Here is a 23908-nt window from a genome sequence, read left to right on the forward strand (position 1 = left end):
TTTATATATTTTAAAGAAATAATGCTTTTCCCTAAAAGTTCAATTGAATAGAATCAAGCGCGTTCTCTTCTTCCTCATTGCTGCCGCTCAATCCGATATGTTCGATTAGAATGCTTGGCTGTTCCAAAATCGCCGATAGGATGTGTAAGTAGTCGTTTGATAAAACCTCGATTCTGCTTTTCTTAAACAGTTTTTTCGAATATTCAAACAGTCCGTGATAGTTGTCGCGGTCCGCCTGAATCGACAAGGTCAAATCGAATTTGGCAACCGGATGATGAAATGGATACGGCTTGAGTTGAAGGGAATCGAAAGTCAATTCAGCATGATCAAGATTTTGCAGCACAAACATCGTATCGAATAAAGGATTGCGGCTTGAATCTTTTGGAAGATGCAGATGCTGAATTAATTCTTCCAACGGATAGTCTTGATTTTTATAGGCGTTCAGCATGTTTTCTTTTACTTCATTTAAGTAGGCATCAAATGTTTTACGGCCCGCCGGGTGATTGCGAATGACTAACGTATTGACGAACATTCCCACGACCGGCTCTACATCCAGATGAGTCCGCCCGGCAGATGGCGTTCCTACGATAATATCTTCTTGTCCGCTGTATTTGGATAAAAGAATCGTATAGGCTGCCAATAAAATCATATACAGTGTTGCTCCTGTGTCTTCTTCCATTTGGCTTAAACGCTGTTTCAAGTGTTCGGGTATAAGAAATTCAAATGATTCGCCTTCGTAATCGCGTATGGCAGGTCGCTCATAATCCGCAGGCATATCCAGTAGAGGAATATCACCGTGAAACTGATCCAGCCAATACGCTTCCTGGCTCTTGATGTTCCGTTTCTGAATGTCCGATTGCTGCCAAACTGCAAAGTCTTTATATTGAATAGAGAGCGGGCCCGGTTCGTTCCCCTCGTAGATTCGGCTTAAATCTTTCATCAGAATATTGACGGACACGCCGTCAGAAATGATATGATGCATATCAACCACAAGCACGTGCCGCGCAGGTTCAATTTCAATCAGTCCGGCCCGCATCAGCGGCGGCTTGGCTAAGTCAAACGCTTTGATGAAATCAAGCACACGGTTTTCCGCTTCTTCTTCGCTTGCTTGAATTCGTTCTATCGTAAAGTCGACGTTCTGATGAATACGCTGTGCCGGCTCGCCTTCATATAAATCAAAGCTGGTACGCAACGCTTCATGACGCGCGATTAATTTTCGGAAAGCGGCGTTTAACCGTTCGGGATCGATCGTCCCTTCCACTTTCATGGCACCCGTCATATTGTAAGTCAGCTCGCCGCCTTCTGTGTGACTTAATAAATACATCCGCCTCTGAGCTGAAGAAACCGGATAATATGGCATTTCCTTTGCAGCCGGAATCGGTACATATCGATTTTTGTCCATGTGTAACGCCTTGTCAGCCAATTGTTCAATGGTAGGAAACTTGAATATGTCTTTGAGAGACAGATTCACATCCAGCTCTTTGTGAATTCTGGCGGCTAAGGCTGCCGCTCGGATGGAGTTGCCTCCGAGATCAAAGAAATTATGTTTGATCCCCGCATGGCTTATTCCGAGCACTTCCTTCCATAAATCTGTAAGTTTGGACTCCGTCTCATTACCCGGCGGAACATATTCAGCTGTCTGCTGCAGACTCGCTTCTGGTGCAGGCAGTGCCTTACGGTTTATTTTCCCGTTGGATGTTAACGGCATATGCTCCAGACGGACAAAATAGGACGGAACCATGTAGTCCGGAAGCTTCGATGACAATTGTTCCCTAAGCTGCGCAGCCGCTATAGGCTTGTCGCTTACGTAATACGCGCATAATTGTTTTAAGCCGTCTTCTTCTTCTTTCACTGTTACCGCGGCTTTTTGCACCGCTTCCGCGTTATGCATTGCTGCTTCAATTTCACCAAGCTCGATTCGGTGTCCCCTGATTTTGACTTGTTCATCAACGCGCCCAATATATACAAGATTTCCGTCCTTCAATCGCTTAGCCAAATCCCCTGATTTGTACATTTTCGCTCCCGGGACATACGGGTTTTCAACAAATTTCTCTTCCGTTAAATCCGGGCGGTTCCAATACCCTCTGGCAACACCCGGTCCGCTGATATATATTTCGCCGATTACCCCGATCGGAACCAGGTTTCTGCTTGCATCGGCCACATAAATATCCGTGTTGAGAGCAGGAGTGCCGATCGGTACAAATTCCCGCTTGTCCCGTTCTGCGTCGAAGTGATAAATCATACATCCGACGACAGCTTCCGTCGGTCCGTATTCATTGAAAATGTCCAGCCGGCCTTTAAACTGCTCGCTGACACTTTTGGCCAGACGGGTGCTTAAATTTTCTCCGCCGACAATCATTTTCCGTATGGCGGTGCCGCCAGCGATATTCATCTCCTTGATGACGTGCAGATGTGCCGGGGTCAATTTGATCATGTCTATTCTTGAGTCCCGCATAATCTCAGAAAGCACAGCGCTTTTGTCTTCGCCGTCAAAGACAATGATGGTATTTCCCGTAACCAGCGGTGTAAATATCGAGGTCACAGTCAGATCGAAAGAGATGGAAGAGTATAATGGAAAGTTGGTTTTCTCACCTCTTACATAAACCTCTTTCGCCCACCAAATATAATCAGCCAGCCCCTGATGCTCAATGAGTACACCTTTTGGATTTCCCGTCGAACCTGACGTATAGATCATGTAGGCCAAATCATGCGCATCGCTGTCCGATTCAAGATTCGAGTGCTCCTCATGGTATGAGTTTTCCTCATCCAAAAGCACAATGTCACCATCATACGGTAATTGATCCAGCAGGCTGCGCTGTGTCAACACAACCTCCGCTCTTGAATCTCTCAGCATATATTGGATCCGATCTTCCGGATATTCAGGATCAATGGGCACGTATGCGCCGCCGGCTTTCAGAACAGCCAAAATTCCGACAATCAGCTCGATCCGATGCGGGCAGATGATGGCAACGAATTGATCCGCTTGTACGCCTTTTGTCCGTAACGTCCGCGCCAATCGGTTCGCCCGTTCATTGAGCTGTCTGTACGTATACCGCTCATTGCCAAAAATAACGGCTTCATGATCGGGACTCTGTTCCGCCTGCATTTCAAACCACCGATATACCGTTTCCTTATGCGGATACGGCGTCTTTGTGCCATTACACTCCGTCAGCAGTTGATGCCGTTCGGTTTCAGACAGCATAGGAACAGAAGACAATGTCATCTCCGGCTGCTCAGCAAGGCTGTTTAAAATGGCGGTATAGTGTCTGGTGATCTGTTCAATGGTGTCTTTTGTGAATCGTCCCGGTTTATAATCAAAATGCATCTCTATCTGTTGACCGGCATCTTCGATCGTGAGCATCAAATCATATAAAGAGACCCCTGGATTTCGTTCTTTCACTTTAAATGTACATTCATTGTGCCGGATTTCATGAAATTCAATGTTTTGAAACACAAACATCGTATTAAACAGAGACTTTCCGGTTGTTTCCCGCTGTACATTTAATTTCTCCACAAGCCGGTCGAATGGATAGTCTTGGTTTTCGAAAGCGTCAAGCGTCTGCCGCTTTACTTCTTCCAGATAATCCGTAAACGTTCTATTGGCGTGCGGCTTCGTCCGGATTCCAATGGTTTGTATGAAAATACCGATGATCTTTTCGATATCCGGATGATTTCTTCCTGAAGCAGGCGTGCCTACGACAATGTCTTCTTGTCCCGTATATTTATGAAGCAGCACATTATAGGCGGCCAGAAGCACCGTATAGAGAGTCGTTTCCGCCTTTTGCGCCAAATCTTGAAGCGAACGGATGACATCCGGCTGTAAGGAGCATGTCACACGCTGTCCCTCAGAAGACCGTTCTGCCGCTATTGAACCGTCTGTCGGCAGGTCGAGAATGGGAATTTCGTCTTGAAATTGTTCCAGCCAATATGTCTCCTGCCGCTTCATGGCATCCTCATTCAGCCGTTGGTTTTGCCATTCTGCGAAATCTTTATATTCAAATTCAATGTCCGGTAATGGTTTCTGATGATATAAAGCCAGCAATTCATTTGTAAGGATGTTGACGGAATAACCGTCCGAAATGATATGATGCATATCGATGAGCAGTTCGGCCTGCTCGTTTTCAATCTTGATCAGCTCCGCACGAACTAACGGAGCTTGGTCCAGGCGGAACGGTTTTACAAACCGGTCTGAATAGGCATCAAATTCATCCCGGCTCATTGTCCGGACATGAACGTTAAAATCAACTTCGTTTTCAAGTTTCTGAACGATATCGCCATCTATAATGTCGAAATACGTGCGAAACGCTTCGTGCCGCTGCATCACTTGTTGAAGAGATGAGATCAGGGCTTGCTCATCGTACTTCCCTGTTATTGATATGTGGCCGAACATATTTTGCGCCAGCTGATCCGTTTCCAGCTGGTGCAGGAAATATACTCTTTGCTGTGCCGGCGATGTCGGGTAATACGCTTTTTTCTCGGCAGCCTTCATTGGGAGGTGCACGACTTTCGTTTCGTTCTGAATGAAACGTGCTAATTCCTTAACAGTCTGGTGATTGAAAAATTGTCCAATGGAAACCTTTTGATGAAATGTCTTCTGAACTTTGGAAAGCATAAGCGTTGCCTGGAGTGAGTTTCCCCCCAGAGCCAGGAAGCGATCTGATCTGCCAACCCGTTCAAGGCCGAAAAGTTCCTCCCAAATCCGCGCCAGCTGCCGTTCCGTTTCATTTACCGGCGCCTCATAGGCTTCAGTAAAATTTGCCGTATTGCTTCCTATTGAAGAGATCCGCTTCTGGTGTTCGGCGTAAAGTGCTTGTAAATCATGCTGTTCTTCATCGGAAAACATCATCATGGCGTCAAGAGGGATTGAATCTCCCTCAACCATTTTTTGCAGCAATTTTGTAAAACCCGCTCCCCACTTTTTCATGATTTCCGGACTGACGACGTTCGTATTAAAGTCGAAATCAAGAACATATTCTTGATGCGCGTCTGTTATGTTCAGAAATAAATCGTATAGGGTGCATTTTACCGGGTATGCAACGGGCTCCGCCTCCGCCTTTCCGAAATGCAGCTTTCGAAAAGGCCTGTCTAAATTAAAGATAATACGCATATCCGGCACTTGATCGTGCGGAAGCTCTCTGGCCACCAGTGTCATCGGGACGGCTTGGTGCCGCATTGCAAGATTCACGCTTTCTTTCATACTGCCAAGATAACCGGATAAAGTGCTTTCTGAAGAAGACGTGTTCTTCACCGGAATCATATTGACGCAATTTCCAATCAGATCATGCTGTTTCATATGCGATTGACCTGCTGCGGGGACCCCGATCACAAGGCCTGACTGTTTGGTAAGCCGGTGCAGAAAAAGATGAAATGCACCCAGCATCGTCACAAATACGCTATTTTTCATCTGAATGCTTAATGACCTTAAAGCCTCGCTCAATGGCCGTCCAAGCCTGACGGTACACCGGTCTCCCTCATACCCGTTCGGATAACGGACAGAATCTGTGCTTGGCAGAATTGGCTGCTGTATCGGTTCAGAGAAATGACGCCGCCAATAACGGACCCCTTCTTCATAATGGCCGCTGTCAATCTGTGCCTGCTGCCAGTCTAAGTATTGGCGAAACGAAACATCTGCCTCTTTCGGCGAAATCGGTTTTCCTTGTACGATTGCCGCGTAGTTGCTCTCCAGTTCTTGAACAAAAACGGCGATTGACCATCCATCGGCAATGATATGATGGAACGTGAGCACAATCAGATGTTCATTGTGAGCCGATGTAAGCACATGGATTCTAAACAAAGGTTTTTGTTCATGGAAATGAAACGGCCGCTTGGCATCTTCTGTCAGCCATTTTTGGATTTCCGGCTCCCGATGTTCATGCGGGTGACCGGTAAAATCAATGACAGATATTTCTATATTCATCCGTTCCTGCACTTGCTGTACCTCGTCATCGGGATGAATCACCGTACGTAAAGCTTCATGACGGTCAACGATATGCCGGACGGCTTGTTTTAATGATGTATACTGCAGTTCGCCCTTCACTTTCAGCATAATGGACTGGTTTAAAGCGGCGGAAGCTTCATTCCCGTAATGGGATGCCATAACCAACTGCTTTTGTTCAGGTGAAAGCTCGCGCGTCCCGGACTTTTTACGGCCTCCGCCATCAGGGGAATCCGGGCCTTCCGGAATAAATCCGCCTCGGCGAAGATCCTCCACCGTGTCTTTCACCGCTTGAATAATATTTTCGATATCATCCGCGGTATGCGCCGCAGACAAGAAGCAGTTGCGTCCCTCCCATACATAGACCCCTTTATAGTTGAGATGGTAAAAGAACAAGTCATTATCAAGCGATGAGACAAACCGGAATAAAGAACCGAATCGAACCATGCGGATAGGCACTTGCGCTTGTTCGAAGCAGCGATTCAGCTCATCGACCAGGTAGGCTGTTTTTTGATTAAGCTGCTCATACAGATGTTCTCCTTCGGTTTGTAAATGGCGAAGGACGGCTAATGACATCCTCATGGTAAGCGGGTGGGTATTGAAGGTGCCGGCCACAAACGTGCGTTTCGCCTCGTCTTGCGGGTAGGAATCGTCCCCATACTGCCAGGTACCCCCGTCGATCGCATTCATGAACTCAGCTTTTCCGGCAACTACCCCTAACGGCTGTCCGCCGCCGATGATTTTTCCGTAGGTCACTAAATCAGCCTGAATGCCGAACCATTCCTGTGCGCCGCCAAGACCGATCCGAAATCCGGTAATAATTTCATCCATAATCAGAGCTGTTCCGGATTGCTGCGTGATCGCCCGCAATTCTTTCAAAAATGCCTGCGGCTGCAAATCCGGTCTGCGGCTTTGTACCGGTTCCACCAGTACGGCTGCCAATTCATCACCAAGACTGCGGATCACGTCCAGCGAATCGGGATTGTTGTAATGTAAAATAATCAAATCATCCATAAAGCTCTGCAGTATGCCCGGAGCCAGCGGATTCGCAGACGCAGCCCCGCCTTTTGTGCCGGCAACCCCTAATACGCCGTCAAACGTGCCGTGATAAGATCCGGAGAACGCCACGACTTTCTTTCTTCCTGTTGCCGCCCGCGCCAAACGCAGGGCAACCATGACGGCCTCTGTTCCTGAATTATAGAAAGCGACCCTTTCCACTCCGGTACATGTGCGGATCCGGTCGGCAACTTCACCGGCGACATCTGACATCGGGCCGAGCGGAGGCAATGATGAACGGGTTGAATCATCGATAACCTGTGTAATAAAGGAAGGATGATGCCCGAAAAGGTTAACCCCGAATCCCATGGTGATATCGATATATTCATTTCCGTCAATATCCCACATTTTAGAACCGTCAGAACGTTCGGCGATAATCGGGTATACGATTTCCTTCCAATACGAACGGAAGCTGGACAAATTGCGGTTGTTTGCATGAGCAAATCGGGTGTTGTCCGTATATTGTTTGGAACCTTTCGTTTTATCGGCGTATTTCTTGATGAAATCTTCTAAGTATTGTTTTTGCCGTGCGGTATAGTGTCCCTGATCATTCAGGTTCTGAGGCTGAAAAGGAACATAGGGTTTCGCTTCTTGAGCCGCTTTCTTTTCTGCAGTGACGGTCGGAGGCCCCTGCTCGACAGAAGGAATTGATTTCTTTTGCGCTTTAGCGTATTCTTTCTCATCGGAATGATGTCCGCTGTTTCTCAACAAATTAAAACTATTTAATTGAGCTTGCAAGGTATCCTGAATTAATTGATTCTGAGAAGCGATTATTTTTTCGAGCATATGCTCTTGATGACCTTCTCTGCGATCCGATTCAGACTGCGCTTCTGAAATGACCTGTATTTCCTGCGCCGGAACATTCTCTTGAGGGGGAGCGGATGCAAAGGACGATGGAACGGTCTCAGCCAAGTAATCTATGACACTTTGAAGGTTGTTCATCGTATCAAAAAAACGATCCATCGGGATGTCTACCCCAAATTCGTCCGCAATGGCTTTTTTGACCTGTGACAGCATGATAGAATCCATTCCGAGCCCGATAAAATGAGCATTCAGATCGAGTTCCTCCGCTCTGATCCCTGAAGCGTTGCTGATTACAGTTTTCAGGAAGGATTCAATGTGCGCTTTCGATTGATTGATATTCAATGCTGCTCCTCCTTTCTTTTCGCCCTCGTTTAAGCGCAATTGGTCAGCTTCAGCCCAGCATCGGCTCCGTTCAAACGGATACAGGGGCAATGGCGTCTTTTGTACAGTTTCACCGGAATAAAGCGCGCGCCAATCGATAACGGCTCCTTGCACAAATAATTCGGCTGCGCGATTCAGCCATGTGATCCGTTCATCTTGCGTACGTAAACGCTGCTTAATCAGAGCGGCTGCTTGTTGATTCAGCTCTTCTTTATGAGCAGGCAGCATTTCCTTCATATTCTTGTAACCGATGTATACACCGGGAAGGTTTCTGTCTCCCTGAATCAGGCGGGTCAGCTTATCCGATAGTTCTTGTTTACCGGATACAATCATGGCAATGCCATGATCCAAATGAGCCCTGCCCGTACTTGCTGTATAGCAAATGGACTTTAATGAAGCTTGGCTGTCATCCGATACATATTGCCGGTACTGCTGTGCGAGTTCATAGAGTGATTTTTCAGTATGAGCGGATAAAACAAATAGGTGCGGCCCATGTTCATCCTCGGGTGCATACTCACTTTGAGAAATATATTCTTCCAATACCACATGAGCGTTCGTTCCGCTAAAACCGAACGAGCTGATTCCGCCTCGCAGCGGCTCATCACCGGATGTGAACGCTGCAGCTTCCTGATTCACATAAAATGGTGATGAGTGAAAATGAATGAGCGGATTAGGTTCATTAAAGTGCACTAACGGCGGATTTTTCTTGTGATTCAGCATGAGGACAGATTTGATCAGCCCGACGATGCCTGCCGCTTCAAACAAATGACCGATGTTCGATTTAACAGAACCAATCGCACAAAATTGTTTTTTTGCCGTATACTTTTCAAACGCTTTACAAAGTCCGTTAAATTCAACCGGATCACCGAGCTTCGTTCCGGTGCCATGCGCTTCGATGAAAGACAGTGTTTCAGGGGCAATGCCCGCGTCTTTCCAAGCCGTTTCAATGACCTCAGTCTGAGCTGCCGGATTCGGTGCTGTAATCCCGGCGGTTGTTCCGTCTTGATTCAGCGCGCTTCCCTTGATTACGCCGTAAATATGGTCTCCGTCGCGAACAGCATCCTGCAAAGGTTTTAGCAAGACTGCGGCCGCGCCTTCACCTGTGCCCGTGCCGTCTGAATCTTTGCTGAACGTTTTCGTGTACCCGTCCGAAGATTCCATATCAAGTCCGATACAGATCGGCAAGAGCGATGTCCGGATACCGCCGGCAAGAGCCATTTCACAATCGCCGGATATTAAAGATTTACATGCCATATGAACGGCGGCAAGCGATGAGGAGCATGCCGTATCCACTGTGACCGCCGGCCCTTTTAAATTTAAGAAATAAGCGATTCGGCTGGCTAGCACGGAAGGGAGATTGCCCACGATATATTGATGAAGTTCCTCCGGATAATTCGCAGAAAGGAGACGTTCATAATCGTAGCCCACCTTCGAGTACCCCGCATATACCCCGACACGGCTCCCGTTCATGCTGCCGCCGGCATAGCCCGCATCTTCAATCGCATGCCATGCAGACTGCAAAAACAGTCTTTGGTTAGGGTCCATAAACTGAGCCGTTTTAGGAGCTAAACCGAAGAACGAATAATCAAAGCGGTCGATTTCATCTAAATAGCCGCCCTTCACAAACTGACTCTCATTGAACTCGCTTTGGATGGACTTTAAATAATCCGCCGCATCTTTCAGCCGGGATTCGGGGTATTCTCGAATGCTGTGCTCACCTTTTTCAAGCAGATTCCAAAAATCACTTTTCGTTGACGCTCCCGGGACATTGAGCGACATCCCGATAATGGCGATATCTTTCGGTGTCACATGGCTTGGTTTCGCTGCCGCGTCCTGTTTGATTTCAGCCCGGCTTTCAGACAGATATGCCGCTAAATCAGTGATAGAAGGATACGTAAAGAGATCTGAAACGGCAAGCTCGCGTCCGAATTTCTGTTCTATGCGCTCGGCAATCTGCGATAACTGTAATGAATTTGCTCCCATATCAAAATAACTGTCAGCGAGGTGAACCTTTTTCCCGTTGAGCACTTCGGAAAAGATAGACAGCAATTCCGTTTCTATCTCATGAATGGGTGTCTGTCCGGATGTTTCCGGGCTGCTCTCCAAACATTCATTGATGGCGGCAGACTCTGTTGAAAAATTCCCTGCCTCATACTGTCTGGCAAGTTCGTAGCGTTTAACCTTTCCGCTGGTTGTTTTAGGGAGTTTTCGGATCGGAAGGACTTCTTTTATGCTCCAGCCGCCCCGCTTGTACAAATGCTTTTTTATCTCTTTGACAAGCGGTGCGAATTTTTCAGGTGATTTTTTGTAAACAACAAAGAGCACGATTTCTCCGCTTTGTGTCTTTTGATCATATACACCGCAGGCGGCAACCCTTCCTAAGTCAACCTCTTCCATTTCAATCGCGACCCGTTCAATATCGTGCGGGTAGATATTTTTTCCGTTCACGAAAATAATGTCCTTTTCTCTTCCGGTTACGACTAAGTTACCACTTTCACTAATGAATCCGAGGTCTCCCGTTTTTACCCAGCCGTCAGAAGTCAGCGCTTTTTCCGTACTCTCTGGGTTGTTATAATACCCTTGCGTCACATTGTCTCCTTTGATCTGGATATGGCCGATGATTCCGTCTTCTACTCTTTCATTTGTTTCATCGGAGATCCGAAGCTGACAATAGTCAATAGGTTGTCCCACCTCGACGAATGAAGCGCAATTTTGGTCCTCTTTGCTGACTTTTACAGCTCTTTCACCAAGATTTAAATAGTCACGATGCAAATAAACGGGAACGAATTCTTTACCTATTTTAGAGAACGCTGCGCCAACCGAAGCTTCCGCTAAACCGTAAACATTCAAAATGGCGGATCTTTTCAGATTGAATGCTGCGCATCTTTTCAAAAATTCGTCACATAGCTCCGGCAATATCGGTTCTGCCCCGTTTGCGATGACCTTGATGTGGGATAAATCCCAGTCTGGTTCGTTTTTCAGAAATTTAAGGAAGTAGTTGTACCCGAAATTAGGAGATGATAGAATACTGGCTTTATGTTCATGAGCTTTTTTCATCCAAAGAATAGGTCTGCGAATAAATAATTCTGTAGGCATTAGATTTTGATTGATTCCGGTTATGAAGGGAACAAGGTGGCAGGCGATGAGCCCCATATCATGCGTTAAAGGCATCCATGATAAGAAGGAGTCTTTCGAATGAATGGCTAGGGCATTCCCAATGGCGCACGTGTTATGTATTAAGTTGTGATGCGTTAACATGACTCCTTTTGGATCTCCTGTGGATCCGGAAGAAAATTGGATAAAGGCGAGTTCATCCGCATCAGGTTCATAAAACGAAGCGGGGTAATCGTAGATTTGATCTTGAATGACGTCAGATTTTTCGTTTAATTGATGATGGAAATCCTGTAAATCGTGTTCTGCAGCGTATTTCTTTATTTTGTCCAATACTTTTTCAGAGGCAATCAGAAAGGGATGATTTAATATATTCCAAATGCGCCAGACCTTCAGCTTATGGTCATCATCTTCTCCGATACTGACCGGAACCGGGATCATTCCTCCTAATATACAAGCCCAAAAAGCAACGACAAATGATTTGTTTTCTTGGATTTGAAATACAATTTCCTGCTTCGGCTTAATGCCGAGATGCTGTAAATAGCCAAGATACCCTTGCGCCTCTTCAAACAATTGGCGGTAAGAGACAACCGTCTCGTTTTTATCGGATTCGATAAAACGGATCCCGCGATCAGAGATATTGCTTCTTTCCCGAATGACATCTACTAAGGTTTGGAATTGTCTGGTATACATAGGTCCCCTCCTGGGCGCTTTATTTTAAAATCCGCAATTCTTCCCAAGCCGGAAGCTGTTTAGCTTCACAAATTAATTTGCATAAATGGATCGAATGTTCGAGTTCTTGTTCTGAAAGCACGTCTTCATGCCTTTTCATTCTCTCTTTCAGCTCTTGGATTTGCGTAAATAATGGCGTCGTCCTATTGGAATAATCCGCTGAATCCTTGTTGTAATTTCGCGCAATGACGGATTGAATCATCAATTTATTCAGTTGTTTTTTGCGTAAATGGACAATATGTTTCTTTCTTTCCGTTGAATTGGAAAGCGGGGGAACATCAGATGTCTGTCCTAAGGGATAAGGTACAATGTGATTCGTTGTTTTTCTCAGCAGACCGGCTAAGACATTGTTCGGACCCATTTCGATGACTTCTGTGACTCCATGTAAAAGCAAGTAATGCATCGATTCCGTCCATCTTACCGGCATCGTTATGTGCTGCTTGAGATGTTCGCTGATCGAATTTCCGCTGCTGTAAGGGCGCGCGGTGACATTTGAAATGATCGGCCATGCGGCATCCCGGAAGGAATACCGGTGTAATACAGTCTGGAATTGTTCGGAGGCTGATCGTATCATCGAACTGTGAAAAGGCGCACTGACATTCAAATAAGTGTATGCCGCACCCTTTTCCTCCGCCATCTTGATGACACGTTCCACAGCTTGCCGGTGTCCGGAAATCACATGCTGCTGTTCTGAATTCATGCAGGCTACATCTGCCGGAAAGTCTTCCGTCGATACTTTCGAACATATTTCCTGCAAGGTTTGGAGAGAGAGCTGTGTCACGGCGGCCATCGTCCCCTGCTGCTGGGGATCCGCATTTTGCATAAGAATTCCCCGCTCCCTTACAAGTGTAACGGCATCCTGAAAAGAAAGGGCGCCGGCACAGACAAGCGCTGAATATTCGCCTAAGCTATGGCCTGCCAGGAAGCGGGGCTTCACCCCTATTTCCTGCATATACACTTGAAAAGCAATCACACTGACCGTTAAAATAGCGGGCTGCGCGTTCATTGTCTTTGTCAATTCATTCATATCTCCGTTAAAACACAGTTTTTTTACATCCAAGGAGATCGCATCGCTCGCTTCTTCAAACAATCTCTTTGCGAGCACAAAATCATTCCAAAATTGTTTGCCCATTCCTACAAATTGAGACCCTTGTCCAGGAAATAAAAAGGCAAGATTGTTCATGAGATTCCTCCGATCATATTGAACAGGGGATACAATATCCTACAAAATATCCCTTTATCTAACATCCTAGCATGATTATAACAAATGTGTATAGAATACTTTCGGAGGAGTTATTGTTCGTTTTCACAAACGAATTAGATATATTTATTCATAAAATAAAACATGGGGATTTCACCGAAAATCAGTCTTAAAGAGAGATGATGAAAGCCGGGGTGGAGCCTGTTACCGGCTCTTCTTCACTTCGGACGCGCTCTTCATGTTTCATATGTTTTAGGGCTATTGGCATTATTGTGTCAGAAATTACATATTTTCTGTTTATTGTAAAAAATCATTTGTATATCTGTGAAAGATTGTAAACTGATTGCGCTTGATTATAAATGCGGTGCAAGAGATGGATCTGGATGGGGAAAATCCGCAAGGACGAAATACGCCGCAGAACATGCGAATGACCCTGCCCGGATACCGATTGACGCAGTAAATCGGCCTATTGAGTGAACAAGGTTTTCAGGCATAAAAAAACAGCCGTTCAGAGCGGCTGTTTTTTTAAAAAGTATAAGAACTATTGAGCGGTATACCCGCCATCCATGACTACGGCCTGACCTGTGACCCCTTTTGCTTTGTCGCTGGCCAAAAATACGGCGTAATCAGCGATTTCCTTCACTGACAGCAGCCGTTTTTGGGGAACGAGCGGAAAGATGACGTCCTCAAGCACCCGCTCGTACGGTACATTCCTTGTTGCGGAAATGTCCTTTAACTGATTGCGGACAAGCTGAGTGTCCACATATCCCGGACAAAGCGCATTGACGGTAATGCCGTCAGCCGCGCCTTCAAGTGCGCCGACTTTCGTTAAACCGATGACGCCGTGCTTGGCGCTGTTATATGCCGCTTTCCCGTGAAAACCGATCAGTCCGTTGACAGACGCCATATTAATGATTCGACCGAATTGCTGTTTTTTCATAATGGGAAATGCATGCTTCATTGCGATAAATGGCGCAGTCAGCATGAGACGAATGAGCCGTTCAAACTGTTCGGTGGGAAATTCCTCGATGGGCGCGACATGCTGAATGCCCGCATTATTCACAAGGATATCGAGACGTCCGAATTGTTTCTCGACCGTCTGCAGCATGTCGGCCACTTGCTTTTCATTTGTTACATCGCATGTGATGCTGATTGCTTCACAGCCTTCATCTTTCAGTCTTGCCGCCGCTTCTTTCCCCGCTTGTTCGTTTACATCAGAGATGATGACGGCTGCTCCTTCACGGGCGAATTCTTTTGCGATTTCAAGCCCGATTCCTCCGGCTGCTCCTGTTACAACGGCTGTTTTTTCAATAAGCAATGAATGCATGACGGCACCTCCTCATTTTGGTCTGACCCCGTTTTTTAACGACTGGCTGACAGTAAAATGACCTTCTGTTTTCTCAAAGACCTCCTCCATTGTTACACCTTCCTGCAGTTCGGTGAGCGTCATACGGCCATCATGAAAATCGAATACAGCCAAATCTGTGATCAGCCGATCGACCACCTGCCTGCCGGTTAAAGGCAGCGTACATTCCGTTCTCACTTTAGATTCCCCATATTTATTAACGTGCTCCATAATGACAATAATCCGTTTTGCTCCGTGGACCAAGTCCATGGCGCCGCCCATTCCTTTGATCATTTTTCCGGGGATCATCCAGTTCGCCAAATCTCCCCGTTCGGACACTTCCATCCCGCCGAGGATCGCTACATCAATGTGGCCGCCGCGAATCATGGCAAAGGATTCGGCACTGTCAAAATACGAGGCTCCCTTTACTTCGGTGATGGTTTCTTTTCCCGCGTTGATCAGATCGGGGTCCTCCGTTCCTTCCGCCGGATAAGGCCCGATCCCGAGCAAGCCGTTTTCAGACTGAAGCAGGACGTTATAATCATTCGGTATCTCATTGGCTACAAGCGTCGGCATCCCTATCCCCAAGTTCACATTCATTCCGTCCTTAATTTCCTTTACAGCCCGTTTGATCATTCGTTTTCTGCTATCTCTCATTCTGTCAGCCTCCTTTATCATGCTTGCCGGACGGTGCGGCGTTCAATCCGTTTTTCATGAATCCCGCCGAGCAGCACGTGCTGCACAAAAATACCCGGCGTATGAATTTGATCCGGATCAAGCTCTCCGGCATCGACGATTTCTTCAGCCTCTGCAATCGTCACTTTGCCTGCCATTGCAGCGAGCGGATTGAAATTTCTCGCCGTCTTTCTGAACATCAGGTTGCCCAGAGGATCGGCTTTCCAGGCCTTTACGATGGCGGCGTTCCCTGTAATCCCTTTCTCCAGAAGATAGGTGCGTCCGTCAAATGTCTTATGTTCTTTTCCCTCGGCTACTGATGTTCCGACGCCCGCAGGTGTGTAAAACGCCGGAATGCCCGCCCCTCCCGCGCGAATTCTTTCTGCGAGCGTTCCTTGGGGCACCAATTCGACTTCCAGCTCTCCGCTTAAAAACTGCCGTTCAAAGGTTTTGTTTTCTCCCACATAGGATGCGACCATTTTTTTGATCTGCCGGTTTGCAAGCAAGAGGCCTAACCCCCAATCATCAACACCGCAGTTATTACTGACAACGGTCAAGTTTTTTACGCCGCTGTCCCTGATCGCGAGAATTAATTGTTCCGGAATGCCGCACAGGCCGAAGCCTCCTGCGATGAGGGTGTCTCCGTCCTTGATCAGTGCAGCAGCATCTTGATAAGAGTCCATCACTTTTCCTTTTCCCATATTCGTTTCCCCTTTCTGTTTTGGCTACACAAGGCCTGTCAGACTGTAAATGGCGATGATGACAAACACAGCGGCTGTTTTAATGACGGTAATGGCAAAGATATCCCTGTAGGATTGGCGGTGGGTCAACCCGGTGACCGCGAGCAGCGTAATGACGGCGCCATTATGCGGAAGAGTGTCCATCCCGCCGGAGGCCATCGAGATCACCCGGTGCATGACCTCCGGCGGGATGTGGAATGTATTGATTGCTTCTGTATACGCTGCTGACATCGTGCTTAAAGCGATGCCCATTCCTCCTGATGCCGATCCTGTAATCCCGGCAAGCGCAGTGGTCGTCACCGCTCCGTTGACGAGCGGATCAGTAAACGTCTGCGATATGCCGCTGCTGACCATTTTAAAGCCGGGAAGCGCCGCAATGATGCCGCCAAATCCGTATTCGGCTCCTGTATTCATCGACGCCAGCAAGGCACCCCCGATGCCCTCATTCAGTCCTTCTTTCAAATTGAAGAGGACTTTTTTCCAATCGAACAAAATCGTGGTCATGATTCCGATGAACAGTGCGAGTTCTACTGACCAGATCGCAGTGACGGAGGAAAGGTCAATCTTCCCGAACGCTTCTAAGCCGAGCGGCGCAAAATCAAATCCGTCAGGGTACCAATGCGGGAGCCACATCGTGAAGCATTTGTTCATGACTCCCACAAGGATAAGCGGAACAAAGGCGAGCACTTGCCGCGCGGGGCTGGGTTGCGGTAAAACAGGCGTATGTGTTTCATTAGCCAGACCTGACGATTCCTCTGCAGCGGAAACTTCAGATTGAAATCCAGCATAGCCTTCTCCGGCATTGGCCGCTTTTTTGCGCCGGGATTCTAAATAAATCATTCCGGCCGTAAGCACAAATGCTGCACCAATCAGTCCGAGCCAGGGAGCGGCATAAATGTTTGTTTTAAAAAAAGCGGTCGGAATGACATTTTGAATTTGCGGTGTGCCGGGAAGCGCATCCATTGTAAATGTAAAGGCGCCCAATGCAATCGTACCGGGTATCAGACGCTTGGGAATATCAGCTTTCATAAATAGGTTTTTAGCAAACGGATAAATGGCAAACACCGCTACGAAGAGACTGACGCCGCTGTACGTTAAAATCGCACCCATTAAGACGATGGCGAGAATGGCTCTTTTTGCTCCCACAAGCTTGACGATTGTTTTTGCAATCGACTCGGCGAGCCCGGATATTTCAACAACCTTGCCAAAAACGGCCCCTAAAAGAAATACGGGAAAATACAGCTTAATAAATCCTACCATCTTCTCCATAAATATATTCGAGAAGAAAGGAAGTACGAAGCTTGGATCTGTCAGGAGCACGGCAAACAGCGCACAAATCGGGGCGAATAAAATGACTGAAAAGCCCCGGTAAGCCGCAAACATCAGCATGCCTAATGCCAATAAAATAATAACAATGTCCACAAATCCCCCTCTTTTCTGCTCAATATTAGTAAGCGCTTACAAAAAATCGAGAAAATAAAGCAAAAACATGCCGGTTTTGCACAGTTTCTGAGGCTGAAAAAATGTGCATCATGGTGAATGTTCCGTTTTGGCGAAAAAGGGAGACTCTTGCTGTATTAGATTGATTGGCTGAGCAGTGAGTTTTTTTAGGGATAGTGAGATGGATCAGAGAGGATTTTTGCTTTATAAATATGTATTCTTTTTTCTTTCATTTATTTCCTGCAAGAGGAACCGATAAAATCCGGCCCTCCTGCATGGTCATTCAGCCAATGACAACCGGGAGCTCTTTGAGCGACCTAAAACCAATGAGCTTGCGGTATTCAAGGCGGTGTGCAGCCAGCCGAAGCTTAGGCATCCGCTCAAACAGTGTGAGAATTGCAATTTGTGCTTCGATGCGCGCTAATGAGGAGCCTATGCAAAAATGGGCGTTCTTTCCGAATGCAAGATGCGGGTTCGGTTTTCTTTGGATATCCATTTTGTGAGGTTGATCGAATATGCTTGGATCGCGATTGGCTGCACCTAAAAGGATATATACCTGCTCTCCTTTTTTTATGGTCTTCCCATTTATTTCGCAGTCTTCTGAGGCGGTGCGTGCCGTCAGCTGCGTGGGGCTGTCGTAGCGCAGACATTCCTCAACTGCAGTTTCAATAAGCGAGGGGTTTTCTCTCAGTGCGCTAAGCTGTTCAGGGTGTTTCAATAAAGTAAACACACCGTTGCTTATGAGGTTTACCGTCGTCTCGTGTCCGGCTATGACAAGTAAGATACATGTCGCGAGCACTTCCTCTTTTGAAAGCTGCTCCTCCATAATAATCCTGCTGATCAAGTCTTGCTGAGGGTGCGCTTTCCGCTTGTGAATCAAATCTTTGAAATATGACGTCAGCCTGCCTGCGGTGTCGCTTGCTCTGACTAACGTCTTTCTTGATCGGGTAAGATCAATGGCGTGAATGACGTCTGCCGTCCATTGTCTGAATTGATATCTCTCCTCTTTCGGCACTCCGAGTATCTCCGCAATGATAAGGCTTGCCAATGGAAAGGCAAACTCTGAAACAAGGTCCGCGGTTTTTTTGATTTGGACTTGATCCAACAAGTCATGAACCGTTTCTTTTATACAGGGGCGAAGTGATTCCGCCGTCTTTGCGGTAAATTCTTTACCGATAAGCATCCGCATCCGTTTATGGTCTGATTGATTTTTAAATAACAGCATATCGTGCTGGATATGCGATAGATTTTGATATTTCGTTGAAGCTTCCGGAAGAGGAATGCGGTTTTTAAACCGAATGTCTTTCAAAATCGCTGCCGCTTCTTTATACCCGGTGACATACCAGCCCGGATATTTTAATACGGTTCCTTTATAAACAGGATCAATGGATCGCAGTTTGTCATAAAACGGGTAAGGGTCATTCCAAAAATCCGAATCCGCATGGAGAGACGGATGTGCAATCGATAGGTCCGCCGTCATCTTATACCTCCGTATTGCAGGCGGATTGCAGGCCGGCTTTCATTTCTTCAACGGATTCGACTTCAAAACCTAAATCATGGAGCATTTGATGATCCTCTGTTTCATGCTGCCCTGCTGTCGTTAAGTAATCTCCGACGAAAATCGAATTTGCGGCGTAAAGTCCCAGCGGCTGCAGCGAACGAAGGTTGACTTCCCGGCCTCCTGAGATACGGATTTCTTTTGACGGATTGATAAAACGGAACAAGGCGAGTACTTTCAGGCAATACACCGGGTGTAATTCGCTTACCCCTTCTAACGGAGTTCCGTCAATCGCATGCAGAAAATTAACCGGGATGCTGTCGGCGTCAAGCGCTTTTAAGCTGTTCGCCATATCAATGACGTCCTGTTTCGTCTCTTTCATGCCGACGATGACACCAGAACAAGGTGACATCCCCGATTGTTTCGCCGTTTCCACTGTATTGACCCTGTCGTCATACGTGTGGGAGGTCGTAATGTTTGAGTGATTCCTTTGTGATGTATTGATGTTATGATTGTACCGGTCTACTCCTGCCTGTTTCAGCCGCTCTGCCTGTTCCGGCTTCAGCAGACCGAGACATGCGCAGATTTTTAAACCGTACGTTTCTTTAATTTCTTTGACAGCATCAACAACTTGATCTACTTCTCTGTTTGACGGTCCCCGCCCGCTGGCGACGATACAGTATGTCCCTATATTCAGGTCGTGGGCGCGTTTTGCCCCCTTTAGCAATATATGCTTATCCACCAGCCGGTAAGACTCAATCGGCGCTTTTGATATTGAAGATTGTGAACAGTACCCGCAATTTTCCGGACACAGGCCTGATTTGGCATTCATAATCATATTCAGCTTTACTTTTTTTCCGTAAAATCGTTTTCTGATATGAAAAGCGGCATGCATCAGCAATAAAAGATCCTCATCAGGACAATTTAAAATGGCCAGCGCTTCTTGATTCGTTACTTCCGCCCCGTCCAGCACTCTCTCTGCAAGATCCATCCATTGATTCATGTTTATCTCCCCATTTGTGTCAGATTCATGAAAGAGGAAACATCTATATGTTTCTCAATCATGTGTTGAATGTTTTCCGGTGAAACGTGATCCAGCTTCGGTGTGATTCCCAAAATCGGAACTTTGCATAATGTTTCAATCATGCTCGGGTTTGTCTTTTCGTCCAGCCCCGGCCGGCTCCTTACGCCGTTGATAATAATGCCGAGAACCTCTATCCCCATGTTTTTCGCATATTCAACGGTTAAATATGTGTGGTTGATGGTTCCGAGATCAGGCCTGGTGACAATCACCGCCGGCAATTCCATGGCTTTTATCAGATCACTGACTAAGTAATTTTCACCAAGCGGGACGGAAATGCCGCCTGCCCCCTCAACGATGAAACACTCATGACGATTTTTGATCTTACTCCAGTGGGCCATGACATCCGCCATGCTCACGGATTTCCCCTCAAGCATGGCGGCCGTGTACGGGGCAAGCGGCTCTTTCCATTCAAATGGCGTGATTTCTTCATGAGACAGTGCGGTTTGTGACATGTCTTTCAAGAGCGAGGTGTCACTTTCCGGATGAGTCCGCGGCACACCGCTTAAAAACGGCTTAAACACTCCGATATCCGCCTGTTTCTGCCGGAATGCCGCGGCAAGACCGCAAGAAACGATGGTTTTTCCGACGCCGGTATCTGTTCCTGTAACAAAAAAACTTCTCATTTGTTTATATTCAGCTCTTTTCTAATGGAATCAAATGCTTCTGTCAGCTCGTCTATATCCTGTAAGCTGCGATCCGCCGTAACGGTCAGCCTGATTCTGCTTTCGCCTTCCGGAACGGCGGGCGGGCGGATGGCCGGGGCGCAGATTCCCTTTTTCTCCAGCAGTGCAGCGGCTGAAACCGCTGTTTTTGTATCACCGATGATAACGGGGATAATCGGTGTATCTCCGCCTCTTACGGTAAAGCCCATATCGGCCAGACGCGTTTTTATCGTTTTGACAGACGACTGCAGCTCACGGCGCGTATCGTGCATATCTGATATGATGTCAAATGCCGTATGCGAAGCCGCACAAATTGACGGCGGGAGGGCCGTCTGAAAAATAAACGTCCGCGCCTGATTCAGCAAAAAATCAATGAAAATGTTTGATCCCGCGGCAAAACCGCCTTCCGTTCCTACAGCTTTGCTTAATGTGCCGATGACAACATCAGGACAAACACCGAAATAGTCACTGGTTCCCCCGCCGTTTTCCCCGAGTACACCGGTTGCATGCGCGTCATCTGCTATCACAAATGCCTGGTACTGCTTTGCAAGCGCCATTATGCGGTCAAGAGGCGCGATGGTGCCGTCCATGCTGAAGACGCCGTCTGTGACGATAAAGCGACGGTTCCGAGCCTGGACGGAGGCAAGTTTTTTCTCAAGATCAGCCATATCAATATGGCGGTACACGATGGTTTCCGCTTTTGATAAACGGCAGCCGTCAACAATGCTCGCATGGTTCAGTTGATCGCTTAAAATGACATCGCCTTTTTGAGGCAGTGAGGCAAGCACGCCGATATTCGCCAAGTAACCGCTTGAAAACAATAAAGCCGCTTCCGTCTGTTTAAAGTCCGCGATTGTGTGTTCAAGTTTTTCGTGCCACACAGTATTTCCTGTCGTTAACCGTGAGCCGCCGCTTCCCGCTCCGAACCGGCTCAGCGCCGTTTGCGCGGCTGTGATCAGCCGCTCATCTTTTGACAGGCCTAAATAGTCATTGGACGCCCAGGTCTGCCGCTTTTGCCCCTTGGTTTTGAGAGCGGTTTCCTGTGTTCGCAGCGTCCGATACAGCCCGTCTCTTTTCACCGCATCGAGCCTTCCGAGGAGCCATCCGTCAAAATCCACGGCCGGTCACCTCGGCTATCGCTTCTTTCATAATGGAGATCATGGCTTGTAACTGATCGGTTGTGCTGGCAAGCGGCGGCAGAAAGGCGATGACGTCTCCGAGCGGCCGTGTCAGCATACCAAGCTCTCTCATTTTTAAGGACACCTTGTATCCCATCCGCTTTTCAGGCGGATAAGGCTGTCTTGTCCCCTTATCCTGCACAAGCTCTATGCCGCACATGAAACCGAGCTGGCGGACATCGCCGACATGAGGAAGCTGCTTCAGATCATGAAGAAATTTCGCTGCCGTTTTTGATTTTTCGGCGACTTGTTCAACGATGCGCTCTGATTCGAATAAACGCAGATTTTCAATTGCCGCGGCACAGCCAAGCTGATTTCCTGTATAGGAATGGCCGTGGAAAAATGTTTTCATTTTGTCGTAGTCATCGTAGAAGGCTTCATAAATGGCTTCTGTGGCAAACGTCACAGCGATCGGCAAATAGCCTCCCGTAATGCCTTTCCCTGCCGCCATCAAGTCCGGCTGGATATTTTCATGCTCACAGGCAAACATTTTTCCGGTGCGGCCGAACCCCGTTGCCACTTCGTCAACGATCATTAACACATCATATGCCGTACACAGCTTTCGTACGCCTGCCAGAAAGCCTTCAGGCATGACGATCATGCCGGATGCGCCTTGCACCATCGATTCAATCGTAAGTGCGGCAATCTCTTCGTGATGCTTTGCAAGCAGCTGTTCGAGCGCGTGAAGGCATTCATCCCGGCACTGTACGGGGTCGCCGCTTTCAGATCTGTATACATACGGAATCGGGGCTTTGTAGCTTTCAAACATCAGCGGGCCGTACACATGGTGGAAAAGTTCTATGGAGCCGACGCTGACGGCTCCGATCGTATCGCCGTGATAGCCGTTCTGCATAGAAATAAACGTCTGTTTCTCGGGTTTCCCTATGTTTTTCCAGTATTGAAAGGCCATTTTCAGAGCGATTTCCATTGCTTCCGCTCCGCTGTCGGAGTAAAAAACGCGTGTCAGCTTTTCCGGTGTGATGCCTGTCAGCATCTCGGCAAGTTCTGTTGCGGGAACGTTCGTCATACCCAGCAAGGTCGAATGAGCGATTTTTTCAAGCTGTTTTTGAATCGCTTCATCCATTTCTTTTTTTCGGTGGCCGTGTACATTGAGCCATACTGAAGAAAAGCCGTCATAATATTCTTTGCCGCTGATGTCTTTCAGCATGATCCCGTTTCCGCTTTCAATGATTAACGGATCTTCATCGTAATCTTTCATTTGTGTGAAAGGCAGCCAAAGATGCTGTTTGCTTTTTTCGATCATTGATTGTTTCATATGTTCCCCTCCCGCTGAATGAATACAGGCTGCTTCTCTAAAAAATGGATACAGCTCTCCTTATCTATGGAGCCATCTGTAAAGAAAATCCGGCATCCGCTTTCATCTCCGGCATTCTTCATCTCGGAAATCCGCTGATATCCCAGCTTCTTTGCGGCAACGTAGCCTGTTATGTAATCAGGGTCATCCGACCAGCACAATTCAGCAATAATCCCCGGATGTGCGCAAACTTTTGCCGCGATGGCATGTGCTTCTTTTATTCGTGAATGTTCCGGCATGTTGTGAGTAAAAGCCCATTTTTGAAAATCATGTGACGGCCAATCCACTCGGGATACCCGCACACCTCTATTTCCTCTGCCGTCAATGCGTTTTCCTGCCCGGATATCAAACAGGACCGCCCCTCTTGCTTCTGCATATTCCGCAATGTTTTCGTACGCTTTCTCTATCATGTGCGGGGGGATCCCCGCCTTTTGCAGAAGCTTGCGGGCGATTGCTTGTCCTTTTTCCGGCGTGTCTGTTTGATGGAAAGCAACCGGCAAAGGGCGGATCGTTTCGATCGGTTCATTAATGCTTTCAAGCTGAATCTGCATAAAATCAGGTATCCCTCTTGAGTGCGAGAAGCCTTTATGTAATAAGCCATCTACCGCTTCCTGTAAACCGCTGTAAGTGATGAGCCGTTCTCCGCCGGAAATGTGTTTTCCGCCCTGCTCATGGGGGGCGTTTCGGGAAGCTCTCATTCTGACGCTGTAATAGGTTTCTTCCCGCATATATTCCCCTCCTTTCTCTTACT

Annotated in this window: 12 protein-coding genes; all 12 read right to left on the reverse strand. The window is 47.3% G+C overall.

The window, feature by feature from the left end; all coding sequences use genetic code 11:
* Positions 1-31 precede the first annotated feature (31 nt).
* Positions 32-11980 (reverse strand): bacillomycin D hybrid PKS/NRPS BamA, encoded by an 11949-nt coding sequence (bamA, locus tag NYE62_RS10425; RefSeq protein WP_342496922.1) that lies wholly within the window; start codon positions 11978-11980, stop codon positions 32-34.
* A 19-nt stretch (positions 11981-11999) separates the two neighbouring features.
* Positions 12000-13202 carry a bacillomycin D biosynthesis malonyl-CoA transacylase BamD gene (gene bamD / locus NYE62_RS10430; protein WP_342496923.1) on the reverse strand — a complete coding sequence of 401 codons (1203 nt, stop codon included), beginning with the start codon at positions 13200-13202 and terminating at the stop codon, positions 12000-12002.
* A 559-nt stretch (positions 13203-13761) separates the two neighbouring features.
* Positions 13762-14547: a 3-hydroxybutyrate dehydrogenase gene (locus tag NYE62_RS10435; RefSeq protein ID WP_094032668.1), complete on the reverse strand. Its 786-nt coding sequence runs from the start codon at positions 14545-14547 to the stop codon at positions 13762-13764.
* A 12-nt stretch (positions 14548-14559) separates the two neighbouring features.
* Complete coding sequence (locus NYE62_RS10440; protein WP_007410136.1) at positions 14560-15222, reverse strand: CoA transferase subunit B; 663 nt, start codon at positions 15220-15222, stop codon at positions 14560-14562.
* Between the two features lie 17 nt (positions 15223-15239).
* Positions 15240-15941, reverse strand: a complete 702-nt coding sequence (locus NYE62_RS10445; protein ID WP_007410135.1) for a CoA transferase subunit A — start codon at positions 15939-15941, stop codon at positions 15240-15242.
* Positions 15942-15965: 24 nt separating this feature from the next.
* The gene (locus NYE62_RS10450) at positions 15966-17402 is read right to left on the reverse strand and encodes a GntP family permease (RefSeq protein WP_064107339.1); all 1437 of its coding nucleotides are present in this window, start codon (positions 17400-17402) and stop codon (positions 15966-15968) included.
* A 301-nt stretch (positions 17403-17703) separates the two neighbouring features.
* Positions 17704-18900, reverse strand: coding sequence for a cytochrome P450 (locus NYE62_RS10455; protein WP_199021972.1), 1197 nt, complete (start codon positions 18898-18900; stop codon positions 17704-17706).
* A 1-nt stretch (position 18901) separates the two neighbouring features.
* Positions 18902-19921 carry a biotin synthase BioB gene (bioB, locus tag NYE62_RS10460; RefSeq protein WP_144464267.1) on the reverse strand — a complete coding sequence of 340 codons (1020 nt, stop codon included), beginning with the start codon at positions 19919-19921 and terminating at the stop codon, positions 18902-18904.
* Between the two features lie 2 nt (positions 19922-19923).
* Positions 19924-20625 (reverse strand): dethiobiotin synthase, encoded by a 702-nt coding sequence (gene bioD / locus NYE62_RS10465; protein ID WP_064107337.1) that lies wholly within the window; start codon positions 20623-20625, stop codon positions 19924-19926.
* On the reverse strand, positions 20622-21728 hold the full coding sequence (bioF, locus tag NYE62_RS10470) for an 8-amino-7-oxononanoate synthase (RefSeq protein WP_241458341.1): 1107 nt from the start codon (positions 21726-21728) through the stop codon (positions 20622-20624). The genes bioD and bioF overlap by 4 nt, the downstream gene beginning before the upstream one ends.
* A 43-nt stretch (positions 21729-21771) precedes the next feature.
* Positions 21772-23118 carry an adenosylmethionine--8-amino-7-oxononanoate transaminase gene (bioA, locus tag NYE62_RS10475; protein ID WP_144464263.1) on the reverse strand — a complete coding sequence of 449 codons (1347 nt, stop codon included), beginning with the start codon at positions 23116-23118 and terminating at the stop codon, positions 21772-21774.
* On the reverse strand, positions 23115-23885 hold the full coding sequence (locus NYE62_RS10480) for a 6-carboxyhexanoate--CoA ligase (protein WP_063095115.1): 771 nt from the start codon (positions 23883-23885) through the stop codon (positions 23115-23117). The genes bioA and NYE62_RS10480 overlap by 4 nt, the downstream gene beginning before the upstream one ends.
* Positions 23886-23908: the final 23 nt, after the last annotated feature.

This window comes from Bacillus sp. FSL K6-2861 (assembly GCF_038630725.1).
GTDB lineage: Bacteria > Bacillota > Bacilli > Bacillales > Bacillaceae > Bacillus > Bacillus velezensis.